At 72.3% G+C, this 22170-nt stretch carries 18 protein-coding genes; 3 read left to right on the top strand and 15 right to left on the bottom strand.

The genetic code is table 11. The annotated features are described in order from the left end of the window. Positions 1–65: 65 nt before the first annotated feature. A complete protein-coding gene (locus tag AC1UE4_RS02480) occupies positions 66–602 on the top strand; it encodes a hypothetical protein (protein ID WP_482915637.1) in 537 nt (178 codons plus the stop codon). On the opposite strand, the gene AC1UE4_RS02475 is transcribed toward AC1UE4_RS02480, so the two are convergent. Next, entirely contained in the window at positions 577–1311 is a 735-nt protein-coding gene (locus tag AC1UE4_RS02475; protein WP_482915636.1) for a response regulator transcription factor, read from the bottom strand. The two genes, AC1UE4_RS02480 and AC1UE4_RS02475, sit on opposite strands and share 26 nt — an antisense overlap. A gap of 44 nt (positions 1312–1355) precedes the next feature. Continuing rightward, entirely contained in the window at positions 1356–2108 is a 753-nt protein-coding gene (locus AC1UE4_RS02470; protein WP_482915635.1) for an SDR family oxidoreductase, read from the bottom strand. Positions 2109–2232: 124 nt separating this feature from the next. Between AC1UE4_RS02470 and AC1UE4_RS02465 the strand changes: the two genes are divergently transcribed. Then, positions 2233–2706 carry a hypothetical protein gene (locus AC1UE4_RS02465; protein ID WP_482915634.1) on the top strand — a complete coding sequence of 158 codons (474 nt, stop codon included), beginning with the start codon at positions 2233–2235 and terminating at the stop codon, positions 2704–2706. 10 nt (positions 2707–2716) lie between these two features. On the opposite strand, the gene AC1UE4_RS02460 is transcribed toward AC1UE4_RS02465, so the two are convergent. Next, positions 2717–4042: a Rho termination factor N-terminal domain-containing protein gene (locus AC1UE4_RS02460; protein ID WP_482915633.1), complete on the bottom strand. Its 1326-nt coding sequence runs from the start codon at positions 4040–4042 to the stop codon at positions 2717–2719. 106 nt (positions 4043–4148) lie between these two features. Between AC1UE4_RS02460 and AC1UE4_RS02455 the strand changes: the two genes are divergently transcribed. After that, positions 4149–5663, top strand: coding sequence for a S8 family serine peptidase (locus AC1UE4_RS02455; protein WP_482915632.1), 1515 nt, complete (start codon positions 4149–4151; stop codon positions 5661–5663). Here AC1UE4_RS02455 and folP read toward each other — a convergent pair. The 12 genes from folP to AC1UE4_RS02395 form a co-directional block, all read right to left on the bottom strand. Continuing rightward, positions 5648–6535: a dihydropteroate synthase gene (gene folP, locus AC1UE4_RS02450; protein ID WP_482915631.1), complete on the bottom strand. Its 888-nt coding sequence runs from the start codon at positions 6533–6535 to the stop codon at positions 5648–5650. The two genes, AC1UE4_RS02455 and folP, sit on opposite strands and share 16 nt — an antisense overlap. A gap of 5 nt (positions 6536–6540) precedes the next feature. Then, on the bottom strand, positions 6541–8379 hold the full coding sequence (locus AC1UE4_RS02445; RefSeq protein WP_482915630.1) for a hypothetical protein: 1839 nt from the start codon (positions 8377–8379) through the stop codon (positions 6541–6543). A 71-nt stretch (positions 8380–8450) separates the two neighbouring features. Beyond that, positions 8451–10130, bottom strand: coding sequence for a glycerol-3-phosphate dehydrogenase/oxidase (locus tag AC1UE4_RS02440; RefSeq protein ID WP_482915629.1), 1680 nt, complete (start codon positions 10128–10130; stop codon positions 8451–8453). A 20-nt stretch (positions 10131–10150) separates the two neighbouring features. Then, positions 10151–10510, bottom strand: coding sequence for a hypothetical protein (locus AC1UE4_RS02435; protein WP_482915628.1), 360 nt, complete (start codon positions 10508–10510; stop codon positions 10151–10153). Between the two features lie 13 nt (positions 10511–10523). Beyond that, positions 10524–12152 (bottom strand): hypothetical protein, encoded by a 1629-nt coding sequence (locus tag AC1UE4_RS02430; protein ID WP_482915627.1) that lies wholly within the window; start codon positions 12150–12152, stop codon positions 10524–10526. A gap of 75 nt (positions 12153–12227) precedes the next feature. Further along, positions 12228–13538 (bottom strand): S8 family peptidase, encoded by a 1311-nt coding sequence (locus tag AC1UE4_RS02425; protein ID WP_482918189.1) that lies wholly within the window; start codon positions 13536–13538, stop codon positions 12228–12230. A 218-nt stretch (positions 13539–13756) separates the two neighbouring features. Next, positions 13757–15913, bottom strand: coding sequence for a peptidase associated/transthyretin-like domain-containing protein (locus AC1UE4_RS02420; RefSeq protein WP_482915626.1), 2157 nt, complete (start codon positions 15911–15913; stop codon positions 13757–13759). 149 nt (positions 15914–16062) lie between these two features. Further along, positions 16063–17472, bottom strand: a complete 1410-nt coding sequence (locus AC1UE4_RS02415; RefSeq protein WP_482915625.1) for an NAD(P)(+) transhydrogenase (Re/Si-specific) subunit beta — start codon at positions 17470–17472, stop codon at positions 16063–16065. Then, entirely contained in the window at positions 17472–17813 is a 342-nt protein-coding gene (locus AC1UE4_RS02410; protein WP_482915624.1) for an NAD(P) transhydrogenase subunit alpha part 2, read from the bottom strand. The genes AC1UE4_RS02415 and AC1UE4_RS02410 overlap by 1 nt, the downstream gene beginning before the upstream one ends. After that, complete coding sequence (locus tag AC1UE4_RS02405; RefSeq protein ID WP_482915623.1) at positions 17810–18895, bottom strand: Re/Si-specific NAD(P)(+) transhydrogenase subunit alpha; 1086 nt, start codon at positions 18893–18895, stop codon at positions 17810–17812. Before AC1UE4_RS02405 ends, AC1UE4_RS02410 begins: the two co-directional genes overlap by 4 nt. A gap of 13 nt (positions 18896–18908) precedes the next feature. Continuing rightward, positions 18909–20453 (bottom strand): prenyltransferase/squalene oxidase repeat-containing protein, encoded by a 1545-nt coding sequence (locus AC1UE4_RS02400; RefSeq protein WP_482915622.1) that lies wholly within the window; start codon positions 20451–20453, stop codon positions 18909–18911. Continuing rightward, positions 20450–22153, bottom strand: a complete 1704-nt coding sequence (locus AC1UE4_RS02395) for an ABC transporter ATP-binding protein (RefSeq protein WP_482915621.1) — start codon at positions 22151–22153, stop codon at positions 20450–20452. The genes AC1UE4_RS02400 and AC1UE4_RS02395 overlap by 4 nt, the downstream gene beginning before the upstream one ends. Positions 22154–22170 lie beyond the last annotated feature (17 nt).

Raw genomic sequence — 22170 nt, 5'->3', positions numbered from 1 at the left:
GATCGTCCCATTCCGCCCCGCCCGCCGAGGTGTAGCGTCGGCGCAAGCGACGGATCGGAGGGACCATGTCCCGGCTGCTCAAGGTGCCGTGCCTGACCGCGCTGCTCGTGCTGGCGGTGGGAGGGCCGTCCGCTCGTGCGGCTGGGCCGGTCGAGACCGGGCACGTGAAGCTCACCGACACGTTCGCTCCGATGGTCGTGACCGACCTCCCGTGCTTCGAGGGCAAGGAGTACTTGGTCAGCGGCGGCGTCACGTTCCAGGGCTCGTTCGTCGCGACGGACACGTTCTTCCACTCCCGCGGCATCGAGCGCTTCTTCGGCACCGCCGTCCCCGTCGACGGGATCGGGCCGACCTACGTCGAGCGCGGCAGCGCCGACACCGGCACGTTCGGCGGCCGTGTCGTCGACGGCGGCGTCCTGCTCTCGCGCAACCACGTCAACAACGACATGTTCTTCGCGTACGTCGACGGCAAGCTCGACGCCTCCCAGACCATCCGCATCCACGAGATGGAGCACTGGCGCGGCATCGACACCGACGGCGACGACGTCCCCGACTCGTTCTCCCTCGACATCGAGGTCAATCGCGTGACGTGCCCGGACTGAGGACCCCGTCGACGAGCCGGTAACCGACGCCCCACACGTTGATGACGAAGCGATCCCCGTGCAGGCCGAGCTTCCCGCGAAGCCTGCACGCGTGGGAGTCCAAAGTTCGAGTGACGCCAAGCGATCTGAACCCCCACACCGATCGAAGGAGCTCCTCCTTGGTGTAGACGCGCGTCGGCTCGCTGGCCAGCGCGCGCAGGAGCGCGTACTCCTTCTGCGACAGGTCCACGAGGTCACCTCGCACGCGGACCTCGCGCGTCGACGGGTCGATCTCGAGCGGTCCGACGCGGACGCGGCCCTGGCCCGGCCGCGACTGCGAGCGGGCCAGGTGGACGGCAACGCGCGCCCGCAGCTCGCTGTAGAAGAACGGCTTCACGAGGTAGTCGTCCGCGCCGCGCTCGAACCCGCGCAGGCGGTCGAGCTCGGTGCCGCGGCCGCTGACGAGCAGCACCGGCGTCGAGGGGTCGACGCGCGACGTCACGCCGTCGGCCTCGCGCAGCCGCCGGACGAGGTCGAGGCCCGAGCCGTCGGGCAGCGACACGTCGACCAGCACGAGGTCGGGGAACTTCGCGTCGAGCAGGCGCCAGCCGTCGCGCACGGTGTCGGCGATGAGCAGCGCGTAGCCGTCCGCGCTGAGGTTGTCCGCGAGGAACGCCCGCGTCGCGGGATCGTCCTCGACGACCAGGATCGTGCTCGCATCGTCGCTCATGACGACACGAGGCGAGCGGGGGCGCGGACTCGCCCCCGGCCGGCTCAGCCCGCTTGCCGCGTGGGCACGACCATGACCTCGGACAGGTTGACCCGCTCAGGCTGCGACAGCACGAAGACGACCGTGTCGGCGATGTCGGAGGCCTGCAGCAGGCCGTCCTCGCCGATCTGCTCGCGCACCTTGCCGATCGCGTCGACGACCATCGGGTTCGTGTTGTGGCCCTGCAGCTCGGTGTCGACGTAGCCCGGCTCGACGACCGTCACGCGGATGCCGGCGTGCAGCGCCTCTTGGCGCAGCCCCTCGGAGAACCCGACCACGCCGAACTTGGTCATGTTGTAGACCGCGCTGCCGAGCCGCGCCCGGCGCCCCGCGACCGACGCCACGTTCACGATGTGGCCTCCCCCGCCCGCAGCCATCACCGGCAGCGCGGCGTGCGTGCAGTACAGGAGGCCGAGGCAGTTGACCTCGATCATCTGCCGCCACTCGTTCACGTCGGCGTTCGTCACCGGGCCGAGCAGCATCAGCCCCGCGTTGTTGACGAGCCCGTGCAGGCCGCCCAGCTGCTCGTACGCGTGCTGGATGAACGCGCGGGCCTCGTCCTCGACGGTGACGTCGGTCGGCAGCGCGACGGCGCGGCCGCCCTCGTCCGCGATCCGCTCGACCAGCGCGTCGAGACGGTCCGAGCGGCGACCCGCCAGCGCGACGCTCGCCCCCGCCCGCACGCACGCGAGCGCAGTCGCCTCCCCGATCCCCGAGGTTGCTCCCGTTATGGCGACGGCCTTGCCCTGGAGGTCCATGCAACTTCCCTTTCAGCCCGCGAAATGACGAAGGATCCGCGCCTACTATGCCGACGCCCCGGGCACAGGGACAGCCGTCCCCTTGGCCTTCAGCGACGCCATCGCCCGGCGCACTCACTTCCCCATGGACACCACGAAGCGCGGAAACTACGACAGCGGAGACGACTTCGTCCTCGAGTACGGGGAGCTGCGCTTCACGTTCAACGAGCGCGACTTCAGCGAACGCTGCGAGCAGGCGGCCCGGAAGCTCGGGTTCGTCCGCGAACCGCTCGGCGATCACGAGCGCGAGGATCTGGTCAACCTCGCCGTGAACGGCGAGATCTCCGAGCCGGCCTCCGGCCTCGGCGACCACGTCAACGACTGCTGGCCGGAGCTCGTCGGCCCGGCCGACCGATCGCTCGTGCACTGGCTGCGCCGGCTCGTCTTCCGGTCCGCCTGGCTCGACCAGCGCGTGAAGGAGGGCGAGCTGTCGATCGCGTTCGACGAGCGGTCGCTGCAGTTCGCCTACGTGCAGCCGGACCGCAACGACGAGCCCATCCAGCTCGCCCCCGAGCCGAGCTGGTCGCGCGTGGCGTACGCGCGACGAGCCCGCCCGTAGAACCGGTTCCCTAGCCCAGCGCTGCGGCGCGCGCCTGCCCGATCGCGTCGGCGCCCGCGTCGCCCACCAGCAGCTCGGGCCGCAGCGTGCCCGACACGACGAGGTCGAGCGCCGGGAACCGCCCGGTGCTCGTGAGCGCCTGGTCGAGCGCGATGACGGTCGTCTCGCCGCCCACCGGCGCGTCGGCCGTGGCGACGATCGTCAGCGACCCGCCGTCGACGATGTTGCGCGCGGCCGCGAGCAGCCGCCGCGCCTGCGGCGCGTGCACGTAGGTGAGCGCGTCGACGAGCACGACCGCGTTGCCGCCCCGGGCGGCGACGCGCTTGGCGGTGTCGACCGCGCGCTCGATCGCCTGCGCCTGCGCGTCGGGCGACGCCGACAGCGACAGCACGCTGACCGGCGCGATGCCGATCGCCTTCCACTCCGCGATCTCCTCGGGCCGCACGCCGGCGAGCACGACGCTGACGTCGAGGCCCTCCTGCTCGGCCAGCGCGCCCGCCAGGCGGCGCAGCGCCTCCGACTTGCCGGCGCGGGCCGGGCCGACGATCGTCGCGCGCGACCCGCGTCCGAGCGGCGTGAGCCACTCGATCGCCTTCAGCGTCGGGTCCTCCGCGCCGAGCGCGAGCCGCTCGGTCGGGAACGTCGCCGGCAGGTCGTCGAACGGCGTGCCCTCGGACACCTCGTCGGCCGGCGTGCCGTTGATCGTGTCGATGCGGATGAGCGACGGGTAGCGCTCGGAGCGCCGCGGCGGCCGGACCGGGCCGGTGACCTTGTCGCCCGAGACGAGCTCGCAGCGGCGGATCTGGGCGGCGGAGATGTAGACGTCGTCGTCGGAGGGCTCCGGCGGCGAGACGCGCAGGAAGCCGGACCCGTTGCCGAGCAGCTCCACGACGCCCTGGGCGACGCGATCCTCGGCGGGCTCCTCGGCGGCCTCCTCACGGTCGGCGTCGCGGCTGCGGCCGCGCCCACCGCGCGAGCGGCGCGGCTTGCGCTCCTCCTCCGCCTCCTCCTCGACGTCGGCCGTGTCCTCGTCGGACGAGGCGACGGCGTCGGCCTCGGCCTCGGCGTCGTCGCCGTTGCGGCGCGAGCGGCCGCGGCCGCCGCGGCGCCCGCGGCGCGGCTTGCGGTCCTCCGCCTCCTCGTCAGTGACGGCGTCCTCGACGACGTCCTCGACGGCCTCGTCGGCAGGCTCCTCACCGCTCTGGCGGGCGATGATCGCGTCGATCAGGTCGGCCTTGCGCAGACGGCGGAAGCCGTCGATCGAGAGCTCGCCGGCGATGACGTGCAGATCGGCGAGGGGGCTGTCCTCGAGGGCGGAGCGGGACAGAACGGCCATGGTGGTCCTCCTGGGGTTGGGATCGGTGGGCGTCCGCACCGCGTTGGACAGCGAGCGGCGAACCAACTGAGACGTTATCGAGCCGGAAGACGGAACATCCCTTCCCATGCGCGTCCGGCCGCTCGTCCTCGTCCCGCTCGCCGCCCTCGCGGTCGCCGCCGCACCCGCCCCCGCGGCCGAGCGGATCGTCCGCCTCGACACCGCGAAGACGACCCGCACGGCGTTCGCCAAGCGGGCGGAGCGGCTCGGGCTCGACGTGCGCGCGCTGCGCCGCCTGCCGTTCGCCGCGGTCAGCGGCCCGGCGCGGCTGCTCCCCCGTGTGCGGCGTGTCCGCGGCGTGCGCTCGGTCACCGCCAATCGCCGTCTCGCGTTCCACCTGCACGAGTCCGCGCCGCTCGTCTTCGGCGGCGAGCAGCCGCGCGCGTCTGCGCTGGCCGCCGGGCTCGACGGCCGCGGCGCGACCGTCGCCGTCGTCGACACCGGCACCGACGGGCTCCACCCGGACCTGCGCGATCGCGTCGTGCGCAACGTCAAGGTGCTCGGCACCGACGGCATCGCGACGACCGGTGTCTTCCACACGTACGTCGAGTGCCCGGTCGCGTGCACGACCGACACGAGCGGCGGGCACGGCACGCACGTCAGCGGCATCGTCGCCGGCGACGGCACCGCGTCGGACGGCTACTACACGGGCGTCGCGCCCGGCGCCTCGCTCGTCGGGCTGTCGATCGGCGACGCCGCGGCGACGTTCCACGCGCTCGAGGCCTACGACTGGCTGCTCGCGCATCCCGAGCTCGGCGTCACCGCGGTCAACAACTCGTTCGGGCCGAGCGGCGGCGCGCGCTTCGACGCGACCGACCCGATGAACGTCGCCACGAAGGCGCTGCACGACGCCGGCATCCTCCCCGTCTTCAGCGCCGGCAACAGCGGCACCGGGCCGGGCACGGATCCCGAGGGCGCGTCGGACTGCTCGCCTCAGGGCGCGGCGGACGCCTGCAAGATGAACCCGTACGGCGTCGCGCCGTGGGCGATGAGCGTGACGAACACGCGCAAGGACGCGCCCGGCGGCGCGGGGGCGCAGCCGCTCAACCTCGGCTCGTCGCGCGGCGACCCGGTGCCGCGCACGAGCGTCGACGGCTCGATGACGATCGACTACCGCCCGACGCTCGCGGCGCCGGGGACGAACATCCGCGCGGCGCGGTCGCTCAACGGCGTCGCGGGCCTGACCTGCGGCGCGTCGGCCGAGCTGCCGTCGTGCGTTCCGCCCAAGCCCGAGGCCGAGCTCTACTACGCGCCGCTCTCGGGGACGAGCATGGCCGCGCCGCACGTCGTCGGCGCCATCGCGGTCGTGCAGGGCGCGGCGAAGCAGCGCCTCGGCCGGTTTCTCACTCCCGACGAGGTGCGCAAGCTCCTCGTCGAGACGGCGACGCCGATGACCGCGATCGATGCGCTCTACGACTTCCCGTGCGGCGCGACGCCGTTCCTCGCGTGCGGCGCCGACTCGACCGGGCTGACGGGTCAGCCCTACGCGGCGTGGCAGGTCGGCGCGGGCGCGCTGAACGTCGACGCCGCGCTGTCGCAGGTGACGACGAAGCGCTTCAAACGCCGTCAGCCGCGCTCGTGACGGATGTCCTCGGTGAGCCGCAGCTCGCGGTCCACCGGGCCCTCGCCGCGCAACGCCTGGCGAACGGTGAGGAAGTCCGCCGCGGCCGCGACGTCGTGCACGCGGAAGATGTGCGCGCCGCGGTCGGCGGCGTCGGCGAGCGCGGCGAGCGTCCCCGCTCCGCGTGACGCGGGCGCGCGCCCGGTGAGCGCGCCGATGAAGTCCTTGCGCGAGATCGCCATGAGCACCGGCCGCCCGAGCGCGAGCACCTCCTCCAGCGCGCGCAGCACCTCGATGGTCTGCGACGGCGTCTTGGCGAAGTCCGGGCCGGGATCGAGGATGAGCTGCTCGGCGTCCACGCCGCGGTCGAGCGCCACCTCCATGCGCTCGCGCAGGAACCCGACGACGTCCGCGGTGACATCCGCGTAGTGGTCGGGGTCCTGCAGCCGCTGCTTGGGCGCGGCGCGCGTGTGCATGACGACCAGGCCGGCGCCGGTGCGGGCGCAGACGTCGGCGAGCGCCGGGTCGCGCAGGCCGCTGACGTCGTTGACGATCGCCGCGCCCGCCGCGACCGCCGCCTCGGCGACGGCCGGCTTGTACGTGTCGACGGAGACGAGCGCCCCGAGCTCGCCGACGACCCGCTCGATCAGCGGCACGACGCGGCGGATCTCCTCGTCGGGCTCGACCGCGGGGCGGTTCGTGATGCCCGACTCGCCCCCGATGTCGATGAGGTCGGCGCCCTCGGCGAGCAGCTCTCGCGCCCGCTCCACCCGCGCGTCGAGCGTCGCGTAGCGGCCGGCGTCCGAGAACGAGTCGGGCGTCGCGTTGACGATGCCCATCAGCCACGGGCGCTCGCCGAGCTCGTACGTACGGGACCCGGCGCGGACCCGCACGGGGACTACACCCGGATCGACTTGTCGACCCGCGCCACGTTGCCCGCCTTGTCGATGCTGCGGATGCGGACGTTCACGCGGCCCCTGCGCTGGTACGTGTGGACGTACTTGGTCCCGAAGCGGACGAACTCGCCGGTGCCGACGTCGATGACGTTGCGGTTCACGCCGCTCGGCGCCGTGCCGCGATCGCGGGCGCTGACGGTGAACGTGACGGTGCGCCCGCGCTTGCGCGTCCGGACCGAGAGCCTCGGCGGGGTGTTGTCGACGCGCAGCGGGCGTTCGACCGACGCGGCCTGCTGCAGGCGGCGGTCGATCGTCAGCACCTGCCACTCGTGCGTGCCGTCGGCGACGGTGCCCTCGGGCACGACGAGCTCGGGGACGAGCGTGTCGCCGATCGGCTGGCCGTCAACGAGGACGCGGTAGGTGACCGCGCCGAAGACGTTGATCGACGAGCTCCAGCGCAGCCGCTCGAGACGGCGCTTGTTCGTCGTCGTGTAGCCGATCGCGCGGCTCGGCAGCTTGTCGTAGACCCCCGCGACGAGCCGGCGCTGTCCGTCGGGCGTGGCTTGGATGAAGACGGCCGCGAGGTCGCCCGCACGGCTGGCGGCGGCGTCGAGGCCGCCCGACGGGTCGACGGCGCCGAAGGCGGGGTTCGACAGCGTCGTGTCCGGCTCGGGCGTCTGGACGCTGAGGCCCTGGCGGCCGCTGTCGAAGAAGCGCCCGCGGACGACCGCGTCGGCGGCCGAGCCGCCCTGCATCCAGATGACGCCGCCGTCCTCGTTCTCGCCGAGCGCCGGCGCGGTGAGCGGGTCGACGCCGTTGCCGCCGTCGAGCCGGACGACGGAGCGCAGGTCCTGCTCCCAAAGCGTGCCGAGCAGCGCCTCGTTGGCGGCGCCGGTGCCGCCGATGAGCGCCTCGCCGCGGCCGGTCATGTCGATGCGCGCCCGCGAGCCCGCGAAGCCGCCGTCGACGACCTTCGGCGCGTCGAACGACGAGCCGACGAGCCGGCGCACGAGCAGCCGCGGACCGCCGGCGGTCTGCTGGCGGAACGTGACCTGGGCGTAGCTCGAGTCGTCCTCGATGTCGAGGTCGGGCGTGTCGGCGTCCGTCGCGGTGCTGCCGTTGACGTCCGGGACGTTGAGGTCCTGCGGGGACTGCGACAGGCGCAGCTCGAACAGGCGGCGGGCGTAGACGTGGTTCTTGCCGTCGCCGCCCTGCTCGCCCCACACGACGACCGCGCTGCCGTCGGCCGAGACCGCGACCTCGGACCGGTTGCGCGCGCCCTCGCCGGCGGACTTGCTCTGGTCGACGTCGACGGGCGCCGGGAGGACGGTGAACTGGGCCGTGTCGCGGTTCGCCCGCGCCGCCCAGACGTTGCCGCCCTGCGTCCACGTCACGTAGACCGCGCCGTTGACCGAGAGGTCGATCGAGGGGTTGCTGATCGCGCCCTCGGCGATCGCGGTCGGGGCCGCGAAGCCCGTCGCGCCCTTCGGCCGGACCTGGGTCCAGAGCTTGCCGCCGTTGACGTACGCGAGCGCGATGCGCCCCTCGAAGCCGGTGGCGACGACGGGCTGGCTCGATGCGGGAGCGAGGCCCTGGTCGACGCGCTCGGGCGGCAGGAACGCGCCGTCCTGGAAGCGGCTGATGAAGACGTGCTCGGCCCCCTGGTCGCGCTTGAGGTAGATCGCGGCGCCGACGCCGTCGCGGCTCATGTCGACGTCGCCGACCGAGACGAGGTCGGCGTTCGGGCCGTCGATGACCTCGGCCGGGAACCAGGCGGCGTGGGAGGTCGCCGGCGCGGCGAGGGCGGCGAGGAGCAGGGCGGCGGGGACGAGACGGCGCATTGGACGATCGCAACAGCGCAGGTCGGGGGAAGTTGCGCGCGGCGCAGGGTAGCCGGACGGCCCGACGTCGCTCAGGCGGCGCCGACCACGATGCCCTCGGCCGCGGCCTCGGCGCTGAAGCGGCCGACCTCGTCGTCGATGCGCCGCTGGTCCCAGCCGTGCTCCCTGGCCAGGGCCTCCGCGACGCGGCGCACGGCGGCGGCGTCGTCGTCGAGGAGCTCGCGGGCGGCGAGCAGCCCGAGGCGCGTGCGTCTGAGGAGGACGTCGGCGACGCTGCCCGCCTGCTCGCGGCGCGCGCTGAACGTGGCTTCGGCGAGGAGGTCGGGAAGTCCCGTGACGATCGGCTGGGCCAGCTCCCCCCGCTCCCCCGCGACCCGCAGGACGTCGTGGGCGGCGTGGCCGTAGCGGCCGGCGAGCGCGCCGTAGGTGTGCTCGGGGACGCCCTCGACGCGGGGCAGCTCGTCCGGCGAGACCGCGAGCCCGAGCGGGATCTCGTGCGTCCGGCACGGCGCGTCCTGGTTGTCGCGCTCGACCATCCGGTCCACGGCCATCTTCGCCATCCGGCGCCACGTCGTGAGCTTGCCGCCGGTGATGGTGATCATGCCGCTGCTCGTCTCGTACAGCTCGGCCTTGCGGCTGATGTCGACCGACTTCTTGGGGTCGCCGGTGGAGATGAGCGGGCGGACGCCTGCGTAGGCGCCGGTGATGTCCGTCGGGCCGAGGCTGGTCCCGAAGTAGCTGTTGGTCGCCTCGAGCAGGTACTCGATGTCCTCGGCGCCGGGCGGGATGTGGTCGAGCTCGTCGCTGTCGTAGTCGTTGTCGGTCGTCCCGATGAGCGTGCGGCCGAGCCAGGGCAGGGCGAAGATGCTGCGCCCGCCCCCGGCCGGGACGATCGCGCCGGCGACGAGCGGCAGGTCCTCCGTGGCGAACGTGATGTGCGTGCCGCGGCTCGGGCGGATGATCGGCACCTCGGCCTCGTCGTGCAGCTCCTCCGGGCGCAGGCGGTCGGCCCAGACGCCCGTGGCGTTGATCACGGTGTCGGCCTCGATCGCGAAGGTGTCGCCGGTGTGGACGTCCTCGACCTGGACGCCGCGGGCGCGGCCGTCGCGCTCCACCAGCTCGAGCACCTTGACGCCGTTGGCGATGACGGTGCCGAAGCGCTCGGCCTCGCCGAGGACCGTCAGCACGAGCCGGCTGTCGTCGGTCTGGCAGTCGTAGAAGAGGTAGCCGGAGCTGGGCTCGCGCTGCTCGAGCGCCGGGATCAGGCGGACGACCTCGTCGCCGGCGATGATCCGGTGGCGGTCGGGGCTCCACTCCGCGGGCTCCTCCGCGCTGTTCGTGCGGAATCGTCTCGGTCGACGTGAGCGGAGGCGGTCGACAGCCATGACGTCGTAGAGGTTCAGGCCCATCCCCACCATGCGGTCGGGGCGCTGGCCGTCGAACGCGGCGACCACGAGCGGCAGCGGATGGACCAGGTGCGGCGCGAGCGCGACCATGAGCTGGCGTTCGAGCAGCGCCTCGCGGACGAGGCCGAGGTCGAAGTTCTGCAGGTAGCGCAGGCCGCCGTGGACGAGCTTGGACGAGCGGCTGCTCGTCCCGCTGGCGAAGTCGGCCTTCTCGACGAGGGCGACGCTGTAGCCGCGGGTGGCCGCGTCGAGCGCGCAGCCCGCGCCCGTGATGCCGCCGCCCACGACGACGACGTCGAAGTGCTCCTGGGCGAGGGCTTGGAGGGCGTCCTGGCGAGCGATCATCGCCCGCGGGAGTGTGGCAGTTAGGTCGGGATGAGCGGGCGCTCCCAGTCGCGCCGCGCCCGGTCGAACTCGTCCCAGTCGAGCGGGCCGTCCCCGTCGTCCGGGTCCTCCCCGCCGCCGCCTCCGCCGTCGTCGCCTCTCGCGTACCAGAAGGCCACGCACAGGGCGAGCACGCCGAGGCCGACGAGGAACGGGGCGCTGTCGCGTTCGGAGAACAGGGCGTAGATGCCGGCGAGGTACAGGACGCCCGCCGCGGCGCCCCACAGGCGAGCCGTCCCCATGTCCTTCTCCTCGGGCGGGGGCCCGAAGAAGGACCACCAGATCGTCGCCGCGAGAAGCGCGACGATCGCCGCTTTGATGATCAGCGGCCCGACGGCCATGTGCTGATGATCTCTACCCGAGGGGGGTCAGCGCAAGCCCTCCGCCGGCTGTTCTTGCCGAGATGGACAGGATCCTGGCGTTCTGAGCCACACGGATCGTCTTCCGGAACCGCCCGAACCGCGCTGTCGTCGTCGTCTTGAGCGTCTTTCTGCCCTTCAGGCGGACGGTGATGAAGACGCGCCACACGAATGCCCTCGGAGCCGTCCCGGTGACCCTCACCCACCGTGTCCGCCCACGCTTCACGAGCTTCGCCGTCGCGGTCAGCCGCGTCGCCGCGGTCGCGATCGGCGTCGTCGGCGCTTCCACCGCCACCTCCGGAACCACAACCGCCGGCGCTCCGTCCGCCGGCGCCACCGCCGCTGTCACCGCATTCTCCACCGGAGTCACCGGCTCCTCGATCGAGCCAGAGGGCTCAACCCGCTGCCCGATCACCCAAGCCGACGTGTTCCAGGGACTCACGTTCCCCAACGAATCCGTCGCCCGAGCCCTGAACCGGTACCACCACCCGGCCTGAGCAACCACCGGCTCGCCATGAGAGGTCCACTCCCCCGTCCCAACCTGAACCTGCGTCTCGGTCGAAGCCACACCCACCCGAGCATCCATCGCGGACAGCACCGGCTCTACGAGAGAGCCGGCATCCACGCTGACGTCTTCGCGCGGCCCGAGATCCACCACCGGCCCGGTGCAGTCCACCTTCACGCTCACCGCCGCCGAGCTCACCGCCCGAGTCCCCCCGGTGTCCGTCGCCGAACCCCGGATCGAGTGAACCCCATCCCCCCAAGCACAGGCATCGGGAACGGGAACCGCCCGAACCCCGTTCAACCCCCGAGACCCAAGACAAGGCTGCGTGTACGAGTACGCCTCCCCCACACCCGGCTGCCCACAACCACCCGCCGAAGCCCCCGGAGCGACCGAAACCGCCCGCTCCACGGCCCCCTCCACCAACCGCCGCTCCCGAACGCCAGTGTTGTCCGAAGCATCGAACGTCACCACCCCACTCCCCCGATGCCACGCCCCATCCGCCAACCCACTCGCAACGGGAGTCCCAACCACCGGAGCCTCCAAGTCCTCCAACGTCACCGTCGCGGTACGAACCACCACCCACGCCTCGTGCAGCGTCACGCCGTTCGGGCATGAATCCCACACCGTCACGCATCTCAAGCCATAGGCCACTGACCCCGCGCCCGCGAATTCGGAGTCAAAGGTTCCCAGTAGGCGGCAGTAAGCCTGGCCGATCGGCCGCACGCAGCTCTCGCTTGAAACGTCTGAGCTGTCGACACGCGCGTAGGGCTTCCAGTAGTCGTCGCGATTTCCCACGTCGCGAAACAGCGAGACGCGCCTGATGGTCGTCCCACTCGGAGCGCCAAACCGGATCTCCGCGAAGCGTCCGTCCGAGAGGGTCTGATGTGCTCCGAGGGCGTCCGCCACACCTAGTCCCGACAACGCCGTCTCGTACGGATTGAAATCCGTTTGCCCACAGTTCGTGCTCGTCTCAAACCATGCTGTCGACGACGTCGCGACGACCCAGGAGCGGTTCTGGACGCCATCGCACGCACGGACTTGAAACGCCGCCGCAGCCTCGCTTCGCAGCGACAGGATCGGGATCCAAAGACCACTAGCACCAGTCAGCAGCAACAACACCCGCGCTGCGCACCCCCGCACCCCCAACACCGGGGATGCCTCGTCATCTCGAAGTCCTATCTCAAGGATTTCTGCCTAACACCTGACGAGCGTCCATCTGGAAACAACTCGCCCGAGCCGAAAACGCACCTTCAGACGCGCCGCCGGTCGTCGCCACAGACGGATCGGACTTCGCGTCTTCTGAAGGGTCTCGCCGCTAGGCCTGCGGACTTGAATGCGAACACGAGGCGCACGCCGATCGACGATCAGCGAGCGAACTCCTCGAGGCGACGCCGGGCGAGCACACCTTGCAATAGGTGGCCCCAAGCGCGCGGTCCTATGACGCCCCTGAACATCCAGGGGTCGTGATGCCGAGACGTCGGATATGGGTGGGGATCTAGGAGACGGCGGCGCGACCGCCGTGAGGAAAGACAAGTCCATCACCCCGTTGGCGGACGCATGCTGGATGAGTAGCTCCTCAGCCGCAGCGGCAGTCGCAGCAGGCCGGTAAGCCCGAATTCCAGCAAGGGCGCCCGCGACCATTGGTGCAGCGAAGCTGGTGCCGTCGAAGACTCGAGGAGCGCCATCCCAGCCGGAGGCGGGCAGCCCGCAGCCGGGCGCACCGATATCAACCATCTCCCCGCGCGCGGTGAACACGCAATAGCCATTCGAGCTATCTACGCCGGCCACTGTGAACGCCGCCGGAAAGCGCCCAGGGAAATCAACGGCCGCGGCTCCGTTTCCCGCCGCGACCACGACTGACGTGTCATCCAGCTCGCGAGCGCGACGAATCTTGTTTTCGAGCTCGTCCGCCTCAGTCGGCTCGATGTTCTGTCCGCCTAGCGCCATGAGCACCACGCGCGTCCGTCGGTCTATCCGCTGGCATCTATCGAAAGAGGTGATGTAGTCCTGCCACTTGGCTCCTCCTCCGTCTTGGGGGAACACTCGCACTGAGGCGATTCGGGCGTGGGGGAAGATCCCCGCTCCTCCCCAGCCGTTGACTGCGGCGGCGGCGAAGTGGGCGACGGTGGTGCCGTGGCCGGGTTCGCCGGGGGTTGCGGTGATGTCGTCGAGCGTTCCTCCGTCGAACGCGTAGCGGGCGGTGATGTCCAGGTCGGGGGTTGGAGTGACCCCCGTGTCGACGACGCAGATAGTGACCGGGTTCGGAGGTGGTGGTGCGGTGAGGAGCGCCTCGGCGTGGACCTGGCGGTGCCAGGCGGTGGGGATCGCGTCGGGCCAGGGCTCCTGTGCGGAGGCCGGTGTGGCGGGAAGGAGGAGGGCCGCCGCCACGGCGAACGCGGCGGCGGCCCGGAGAGGCCACGGGAGGGAAGCCGACCCCGCGGGGCATGCGGGGGCGACGGGAGCCCGTGGGTTCGATGTCTCTTCCGCGGGGCATGCGGCGGACATCTGGCTCGGCTCAGACTTCATCGGGTGGGTCGGACGGATCGGGAAGGCGATCCCCATCCGATCATTCATCCGCTGATTCGCTTGGCGCAAGCGCCGGCGCAAGAAGGAGGGGCGGGCGCCGCCGCCGCGCGGGGACGCGGCGACGGCTGAGAGAGCCCGCTTGAGGGACTCCACGGCCGCGGGAGGGGCGGCCGGGGAGGTCGGGGTTCGGTGGGGGGTCACCGGACCGTCTTGGTGACGACCTTGGAGGTCGTTGCGACGTAGGGCCAGCCGGACTCGCCGATGACTCGGACGCGGAACTGGAGGCGCGTTCCGGGGCGGCGGACCTTGAGTCTGTAGCGGCCGGAGAAGGTGCCGCTCTTCACCTTCGCGCGGCGCGAGGCGAACGTCTGCCAGTGGCCGCCGCGGGCTCGGCCCTGGACGACGACGAGCTTCCCGGACTTGGGGAGCGACGCGGCCAGCACGCGCCCGCTGTACTTGACCGCGCTGCCCTTCAGGCGGACCGCGAGCTTCACGCCGGCGCGGACCTTCAGCGACAGCGTCGCGGACGACGAGACCGCGCCGCCGCGCAGGTGGCGGTAGGAGAACGTGAGCTTGCGGGTGCCGCCGCGACCCGCGATCGAGTATCGGAAGGAGCCGTCGGAGCCCGTCACCGCCGCCTGAAGCGCCGCGCTCTTCGCGCCGCGCGAGGCGACCAACGACGTCACGTCGACGATCGCGTCACGGATCGGGCGGCCCTCCTCGTCGACCACGCGCCCCTCGACCACGGAGGAGCGGCCGAACGGCACGGTCCGCGTCGGCTTCGTGGCGCCGTTCCAGCGCACCGTCAGCACGGCACGCGACGAGGCACCCTGTCCGTTCGCGGCACCGTCGACCGAGGCGACGACCGCGGACGTCGGGAGAGCGGACGGGCGCAGTGCGCTGCTGCCGCCCGAGGACGGCGTCGCGGTCGACGACCCCGAAGAGGAACCGGAGCCGGACGACGGCCCGGTCTCCCCCGGCTCGTCCACCTGCCCGTCACCATCGTTGTCGACTCCGTCGTTGTCCACGGGCAGCGTCCCGTCCTCACGGGTCACGACCGCGGACAGCAGCGACGCCGCCGACGTCGAGCCCTCGGCGTTCGAAGCGGTCTCCACCACCCGCACCCGCCGGTTCAGGTCATCGGAACCGAGCGTGTACGTCATGCCGGAGGCACCCGGGATGTCGGAGCACGACGACCCATCACGCAGGCACCGCTGCCACACGCGCGAGACCGACAACGCGCTCGACGCCCCGTGCGAATCCCAGACAGCCGCCGTGACGGCCAGCGAGCTCGACCGCCGCGCCACGCCGTCGACGACCGGATCGGACACGACGCTCGGAGCCGGCACGTTGTCGACGACGACCGACCGGCTCAGCACCGTGGTCGCGTTCCCGCCGGCGTCCTCGACGACGACCTTCAAGTTGGCCGCGCCCTCGGGCAGCGTCGTCGTGTCGAACGAGTACGTCCCGCCGGCGGACAGCTTGCACGGCCGCCGGTCGGTGAACTCGTACGGATCGCCGTTCGTCGGCACCACGTCCGCGCACCGCCCGCCGTTCGCGTCGATCACCTGCGAAAGCCGCGCCACGCCATCCAGCAGGAGCCGCACGCGGTACACGCCGGAGCCGACGTCCGAAGCGTTGACCGTCACTTCGCCGACACCCCGGACCGCGCCGCTCTCGGTCAGCGAGCCCGAGGGCGTGCCGGAGACGGTCGGGTTCGACGCATCGTCCAGCAGCACCCGCCCGCCGAACAGCCGCAGCCCGCGCGAACCGTCCGACGAGCACGACCACGTCGAGTCCGGGATGTCGCACAGCACCGAGAGGTTGAAGCCGTTCGTCTCCTCCGTGCCGGCACCGATGTAGAGCCGGTTCCCGCTGACGAACCCGTCACCGGATCCGAGCGACGAGCAGCCCGCGTCGCAGCGCTCGTTCCACGGCGACGCCCAGGCCGAGCTCCAGTCGCCCCCGCGATGCACGAACAGCGACCAGTTCCCCACGTCGAGGTACCGGCGGTAGAGCGTCGCAGAGTGGAACGTGACGCCGCCCGCCCGGTACACGAGGGACGCGCCCGTGTAGGGCGAGCTCGTGGAGGCCGCGGCCGGCAGCGGGATGCCGCCGCCGGTCCCGCACCGCGCCAGGGACGCCGACGCGGTCATCACCGCGAACGTGCCCGGGTTGCTCATGCCGTCCGGCAGGGCGCCGTCGCCGAGCACGCTGCGCCCCGACTCGGGGTCGACGCACAGGACCTGGGTGAACGTGCCGCCCGAGGCCGAAGCGAGGGTCGGGGCGACGGCCGCGCACGCGAGCACGGCGACGATGCCGGCGGCGAGCCGCCGGCCGGGGCGAACGAACATGGAACTCCTCGGGCGAGTGAAGGGAACGCGCTCGACGGGTGTTGAGCGACGACGCCCGGAAGGGTCGCAGGAGCTTCCCGCGCTGTCTGTGGGACAGAGGTCCAGACGCATGCCGGCACGAGGCCGGCATGCGCCGAAGTTCGCCCCCCCTAGATGTTCGCCAGCTCGGAGGTGACCTCGGAGACCGAGGCCTTCGCATCGCCGAAGAGCATCGCCGTCTTCGGGTTGTAGAAGAGCGGGTTGTCGATCCCCGCGAACCCGGACGACATCGACCGCTTCAGCACGATCACCGAAGCCGAGTCGTCGACGTTGAGGATCGGCATGCCGTAGATCGGCGAGTCGGGCTTGGAGCGGGCGTCGGGGTTGGTGACGTCGTTCGCGCCGATGACCAGGGCGACGTCGGTGCGGCCGAACTCGCCGTTGATCTCGTCCATCTCCTTGAGCTGGTCGTACGGCACGTCGGCCTCGGCCAGGAGCACGTTCATGTGCCCCGGCATGCGCCCGGCGACCGGATGGATGCCGAACTTCACCTCGACGCCCTTCGCCTCCAGCGCCTTGGTCAGCTCGCGCACCGCGTGCTGCGCCTGGGCCACCGCCATGCCGTAGCCCGGCACGATGACCACCTGACGCGCGTAGGCCATCTGCACCGCGGCGTCCGCGGCGCTCGTGGAGCGCACGGTCCCGCCGGTCGTGCCGCCGCCGGGGCCCTCGATCGCGGGCGCCTCGCCGCCGAAGCCGCCCATGAGCACGGACACGATCGTCCGGTTCATGGCCTCGGCCATCTGCTGCGTGAGGATCGTGCCGGACGCGCCGACGATCATGCCCGCGACCATCAGCGCGATGTTGTCGAGCGCGATGCCCGCGGCTGCCGCGCTGAGACCGGTGAACGCGTTCAGCGTCGAGATGACGACCGGCATGTCGGCGCCGCCGATCGGCAGCACGAACGTGTTGCCCAGGATCGCCGCCGCGACGAGCATGAGGATGAACAGGCCCTCGGAGTTCGATCCGGCGAGCAGCGCGATGCCCGCGCCGACGGCGATCGCCAGCAGCAGCCCGTTGAGGATCGCGCCGCCGGGGATCTTGATCGGCTTGCCGCTGATGACCTCCTGCAGCTTGCCGAACGCGATGTTCGAGCCCCAGAAGGAGATCGAGCCGATGATGGCCGCGAAGACGAGCGGGATCCCGATCTGCAGCTCGCTGAGGTCGCCCTCCGCGGTGCGGAACTCGGCCCACGCGATGAGCGCGACCGCGCCGCCGCCCACGCCGTTGAACAGCGCGACCATCTGCGGCATCGCGGTCATGCGCACGTTGCGCGCGCTCGGGACGCCGACGGCGGTGCCGATGGCGACGCCGATGACGATCAGGACCCAGTCGCCGACGTACGGGTAGAGCAGCGTCGCCACGACCGCGATCGCCATGCCGACGGCGGCGATCCGGTTGCCCCGCACCGCCGTCCTCGGCCCTGTCAGCCCGGCGATGCCGATGACGAAGAGGCTGAAGGCGACGATGTAGAGCGCCGTGATGAAGTCGTTGTCCTGCAGGAAGGAGGCGAGGACCATCAGGCTTCGCCCTCCGTCTTCGGCGGGTCCTTGCGCTTGAACATCTCGAGCATCCGGTCCGTCACCAGGAAGCCGCCGACGACGTTGATCGTGCCGAAGGCGATCGCGATGACGAGGATCAGGTCGTTGAGGAACCCGGTCGCCGTCCCGATGACGAGCAGGCCGCCGAGCAGGACGATGCCGTGGATCGCGTTCGTGCCCGACATCAGCGGCGTGTGCAGCGTGTTCGGCACCTTCGAGATGAGCTGGAAGCCGAGGAACCCGGCCAGCACGACGATCGCGATCTGGATGATGAGCGGGGTGCGGCCCGCGGTCTCCGCCGCCAGGATCAGCGCGCTCATGCGGTGGCCTCCGTCTGCTTGGTGATGCAGGCGCCGGCGATGATCTCGTCCTCGTAGTCCAGCGCGACCGCGTTGTCCTCGCCGACGATCAGCTCGAGCAGCGACAGCACGTTGCGCGCGTACAGCTGCGACGCGTGCTCGGCCATCTCCGACGGGAGGTTGATCGGCGAGACGATCGTCACGTCGTGCTCGACGATGGTCTGCCCGGGCTGCGTGAGCTCGCAGTTGCCGCCCGACTCGCCGGCCATGTCGATGACGACCGAGCCCGGCTTCATCGACCGCACTGCCTCGGCGGTCACGAGCACCGGAGCCTTGCGTCCCGGCACGTTCGCCGTGGTGATCACGGCATCGAACGAGGCGATCGCGTCCTGCAGCCCCTTCTGCTGCTGCGCGCGCTCCTCGTCGGTCAGCTCGCGGGCGTAGCCGCCCTCGCCGGCCGCCTCGACCCCGACGTCGAGCCACTTCGCGCCGAGCGACTGCACCTGCTCGGCGACCTCGGGCCGCACGTCGTAGCCGGTGACCTGCGCGCCGAGGCGCCGCGCCGTCGCGATGGCCTGCAGGCCCGCGACGCCCACGCCGAGCACGAGGATGTTCGCCGGGCGGATCGTGCCCGCGGCGGTCATCAGCATCGGGAAGAAGCGCTGCAGCGACGTCGCGGCGAGCAGCGCCGCGCGGTAGCCGCCGATGTTCGCCTGCGAGGACAGCGCGTCCATCGCCTGCGCACGCGTGATGCGGGGGATCGACTCCATGGCGAACGCCGTCACCCCGGCGGAGCGCAGCTGCTCTGCCAGTCCGGGGTTCGTGAGCGGGCCGAGGAACCCGATGAGGATCGTGCCGTCCTTGAGACGGGCGATCTCGTCCGCGCTGGGCGCGGCGACCTTGACCACGACGTCGGCCGACCACGGGTCTCCCGTGGTCGCTCCCGCGTCCGTGAAGAGCTCGTCGGGCAGCAGCGCGCCAGCGCCGGCACCGGGCTCCACCACCACGTCGATCCCCTTCCCCGTCAGTCGCTTCACGACCTCGGGGACCAGGGCGACGCGGTGCTCGTTCTCCGCCGTCTCGGCGGGCACACCGACCTTCATCCGGCGCGGGAACCTACACGACGAAGGGAGCGAACAGCATCGCCGCCAGCGCGCCGGCTCGGCGGGCCTCCACCAGCGCACCGGAAGCAGGAGCGACCGGCAGCGGCTTCCGCGCCAGAGCCGCGAGCGCCTGCGAGGTGACCCATGTCGGGGTCTGGTCGCTCGTCCGGGAGTACCTCACGCTGCCGTCGGCGCCCTGCAGCGAGGTCAGGTACGCGACCGGGCTGCGGGAGCCCTTGCGGCGCACCTTCGCGGGGTCGCGCTTGGCGGCGACGAACGCCTGCACGGCGAACGCCGTCGACTGCGCGTTGGACGGCTCGCCCGGCTGGAGCCCGAAGCCGCCGTCGGCGTTCTGGCGGCTCGCGAGCCATCGCACCGCGCGCTTGACCGGCGTCGTGTCGCGGCGCCCCGCGGCGACCAGCGCCTGGATGACGGCCGCGGTGTCGTCGGCGCCGGGACGCCCGCCGGCGCCGAGGCCCCAGCCGCCGCTGCGCTGCTGGCGCTTGAGCAGCCAGGAGATCGAGCGCGGATCCGGCTTGCGGCCGGCCGCCTTGAAGACGAGCACGGCGAACGCGGTCCGGTTGACGAGCCCGTCGTACGCGCCGCTCTTCGACCGCTTCGCAGCGAGCCGCGCCGTGATCGCCTTGATGTCCCCGCCGGCGGCGTGCAGCGCGAGCGCCGTGCGCTCCATGTCGCCGATGTCGCTGACCCGCTCGGCTTCCTTCGTCAGGTAGCTCGTGGTCGCCGAGCCGGGCGAGCGCCCCGCGGCGGCCAGGCCGATCGCCGCCCAGCCGGTGTAGATCGGGTCGGCGGTCCTGGAGCCGCTCTTCTCGGCGAAGCCGCCGTCGGCGGTGCGCGCGGCCTCGACGTAGTCGGCGGCCTTCGTGACGTTCCGGTTCGTCGCCGCGAGCGCGAGCGGCGCCGCCAGCGCCACCGTCGCGACGAGCGCGCCCGCGATCGGCAGCGGATGCCAGCGGATCTCGAAGCGCCGTCTGAAGCGCTGCAGCGCGGCCACGAGCGTCGGCCCGAACGCGAGGCAGAAGACGACGTTGCCGGCCGCGTGCGCGAGGTTGAACGGCAGTCCGCGCCCGGCGAGCACGCCGTACTCGCCGGCCGTGTGGCCCGTGTAGAGCAGCCAGAGGTGGAAGTCCATCCAGACGCCGTACGCGAGGCCGGCGGCGCCGCAGACGAGCGCGAGCGAATAGCGGCCGAGGCCCTTCGGCAGCAGCGCGCCGAGGATCCCGATCGCGCCCCAGCCCGCCATCTGGAACGGCGTGTACGGGCCCTGGCCGAAGAAGAAGTTCGAGGTCAGCGCGGCGATGGTCCCGACCGCGAAGCCGGGCGCGCCGCCGAGCACGTAGCCCGAGAGCAGCACGATGTCGGTCGTCGGCTTGATGTTCGGCAGCGGCGCGAACGCGAGCCGCCCGAGGGCGGCCAGCGCTGCGAGCGTCGCGACGAGCGCCACCACCTTCGCGGGCGGCTTGCTGCGCTCGTACCAGGCGAAGCCGGCGGCGAGCGCGATGACGAGGAGCGCGAACGACGCGGCCTCCCAGCTCATGGGGTCACCTCCACGGTGAGTCGGCGGCGCAGCAGCTCGGCGCCCGCCTCGGGCAGGAGCGCGCCCTCGACGATGCGCGCGGTCTCCGTTGCGAAGTACCAGCCGCCAGTCAGGACGTCCGTCGTCGGGCCGTCGGCGATCACGCGGCCCTCGGCGAGCAGCACGACGCGGTCGGCGAACGCCGCCGCGAACTCGGGGTCGTGCGTGGCGACGATCACGGCGCTGCCCGCGTGCGCGAGCTGGCCGATCCGCGATGCGAGGTCGCCCTTGGCGCCGCGGTCGAGCCCACGGGTCGGCTCGTCCAGGCAGACGACCGGTGGCAGCTCGCCGGCACCGAGGACCACCGCGAGCGCGAGCCGCTGCCGCTCCCCGCCGGAGAGGTCCCGCGGATGGCGATCGCCGGCGACGTCGAGCCCCGCCGCGCGCCGCGCCGCCTCCGGCGCCTCCTCCGCGACCGTCTCGTGCAGCACGTAGTCGCCGGGGTTCTGCAGCAGCAGCGCGACCCGCCCCGCCGTCTCGACCTTGCCGCGCGTGGGCGCGAGAAGGCCGGCGGCATGCCGCAGCAGCGTCGACTTCCCGGCGCCGTTGCGCCCCATCAGAGCCACCCGCTCCCCGGGCGCGAAGCCGAGATCGACCGCCCGCAGCACCGTTCGCCCGTTCGGAAGCTCATGCCACACCCCATCGAATCCCAAGGCGACCGGCCGCCGCTCGCGCCGCCCCAAGAGACCACGAGCCCGCCCGCGAAGAGACGTCCCATCGCGTCGGGGGGTCTCGTCGCCGGCGGGATAGCCGCTGCTAGCGGATTCGCTAGCAGCGGCTAGCCCTCGCGAGATCGAGGACGGCGACGGCGGATCGGGAGCGCCGTCTTCGGCGAGGAGGCCATGGGCGCGGAGGGTCTGGCGGGCTTCCTTCACGCCGGCGGGCGGTGGGCGGAGGCCGGCTCGGGTGAACAGGCGGGCTCCGGGGGTCTGCAGGGCGGGGACGGCGTCGGCGGCCCACTCGAGGAACGCGCGCGGCGCGGCGTCGCAGGCGAGGCGGCCGCGGTCGAAGGCGAGGACGCGGTCGGCGGCGGCGAGGCAGCGCTCGAGGCGGTGCTCGGCGAGGACGACGGTCGTGCCGTGCTCCTCGTTGAGGCGACGCAGGAGCCAGATGAGCTCGTCGCCGGCGACGGGGTCGAGCTGGGAGGTGGGCTCGTCGAGCAGGACGAGCCGCGGGCGGCCGGTGAGGGCCGCGCCGAGCGCGACGCGCTGCAGCTCACCGCCGGAGAGCTCGTGGGTCGGGCGGTCGAGGAGGCCCTCGATGCCGAGCGCCAGCGCCGCCTCCTCCACCCCGCGCGCCACCGCGGCCGGCGCGGCGCCGCGGTTCTCGAGCGGCAGCGACAGCTCGGCGCGGACGGTGTTGAGGACGACCTGCGTCTCGGGGTCCTGCAGGAGCGTTCCGGCGACGGCGGCGATCTCGGCGGGGCCGTGCTCGCGCGTGTCGAGGCCGCCAACGACGACGCGGCCCCCGAACTCGCCGCCGTGGAAGTGCGGCACGAGCCCCGCGGCGGCCCGGATCATCGTCGACTTGCCCGAGGCGCTCAGGCCGGCGACGACGCAGAACTCGCCGGGCGAGAGCGCGAACGAGACGTCGTCGAGCGCCGGCGCCGGCGCGTCGGGATAGGCGAACGTGACGCCCTCGAAGCGCAGCACGTCGCTCACCGCGACGACCTCTCCGG

The sequence above is a fragment of the Parviterribacter kavangonensis genome (assembly GCF_056863335.1).
This window is presented reverse-complemented; position numbering and strand designations above follow the sequence as displayed.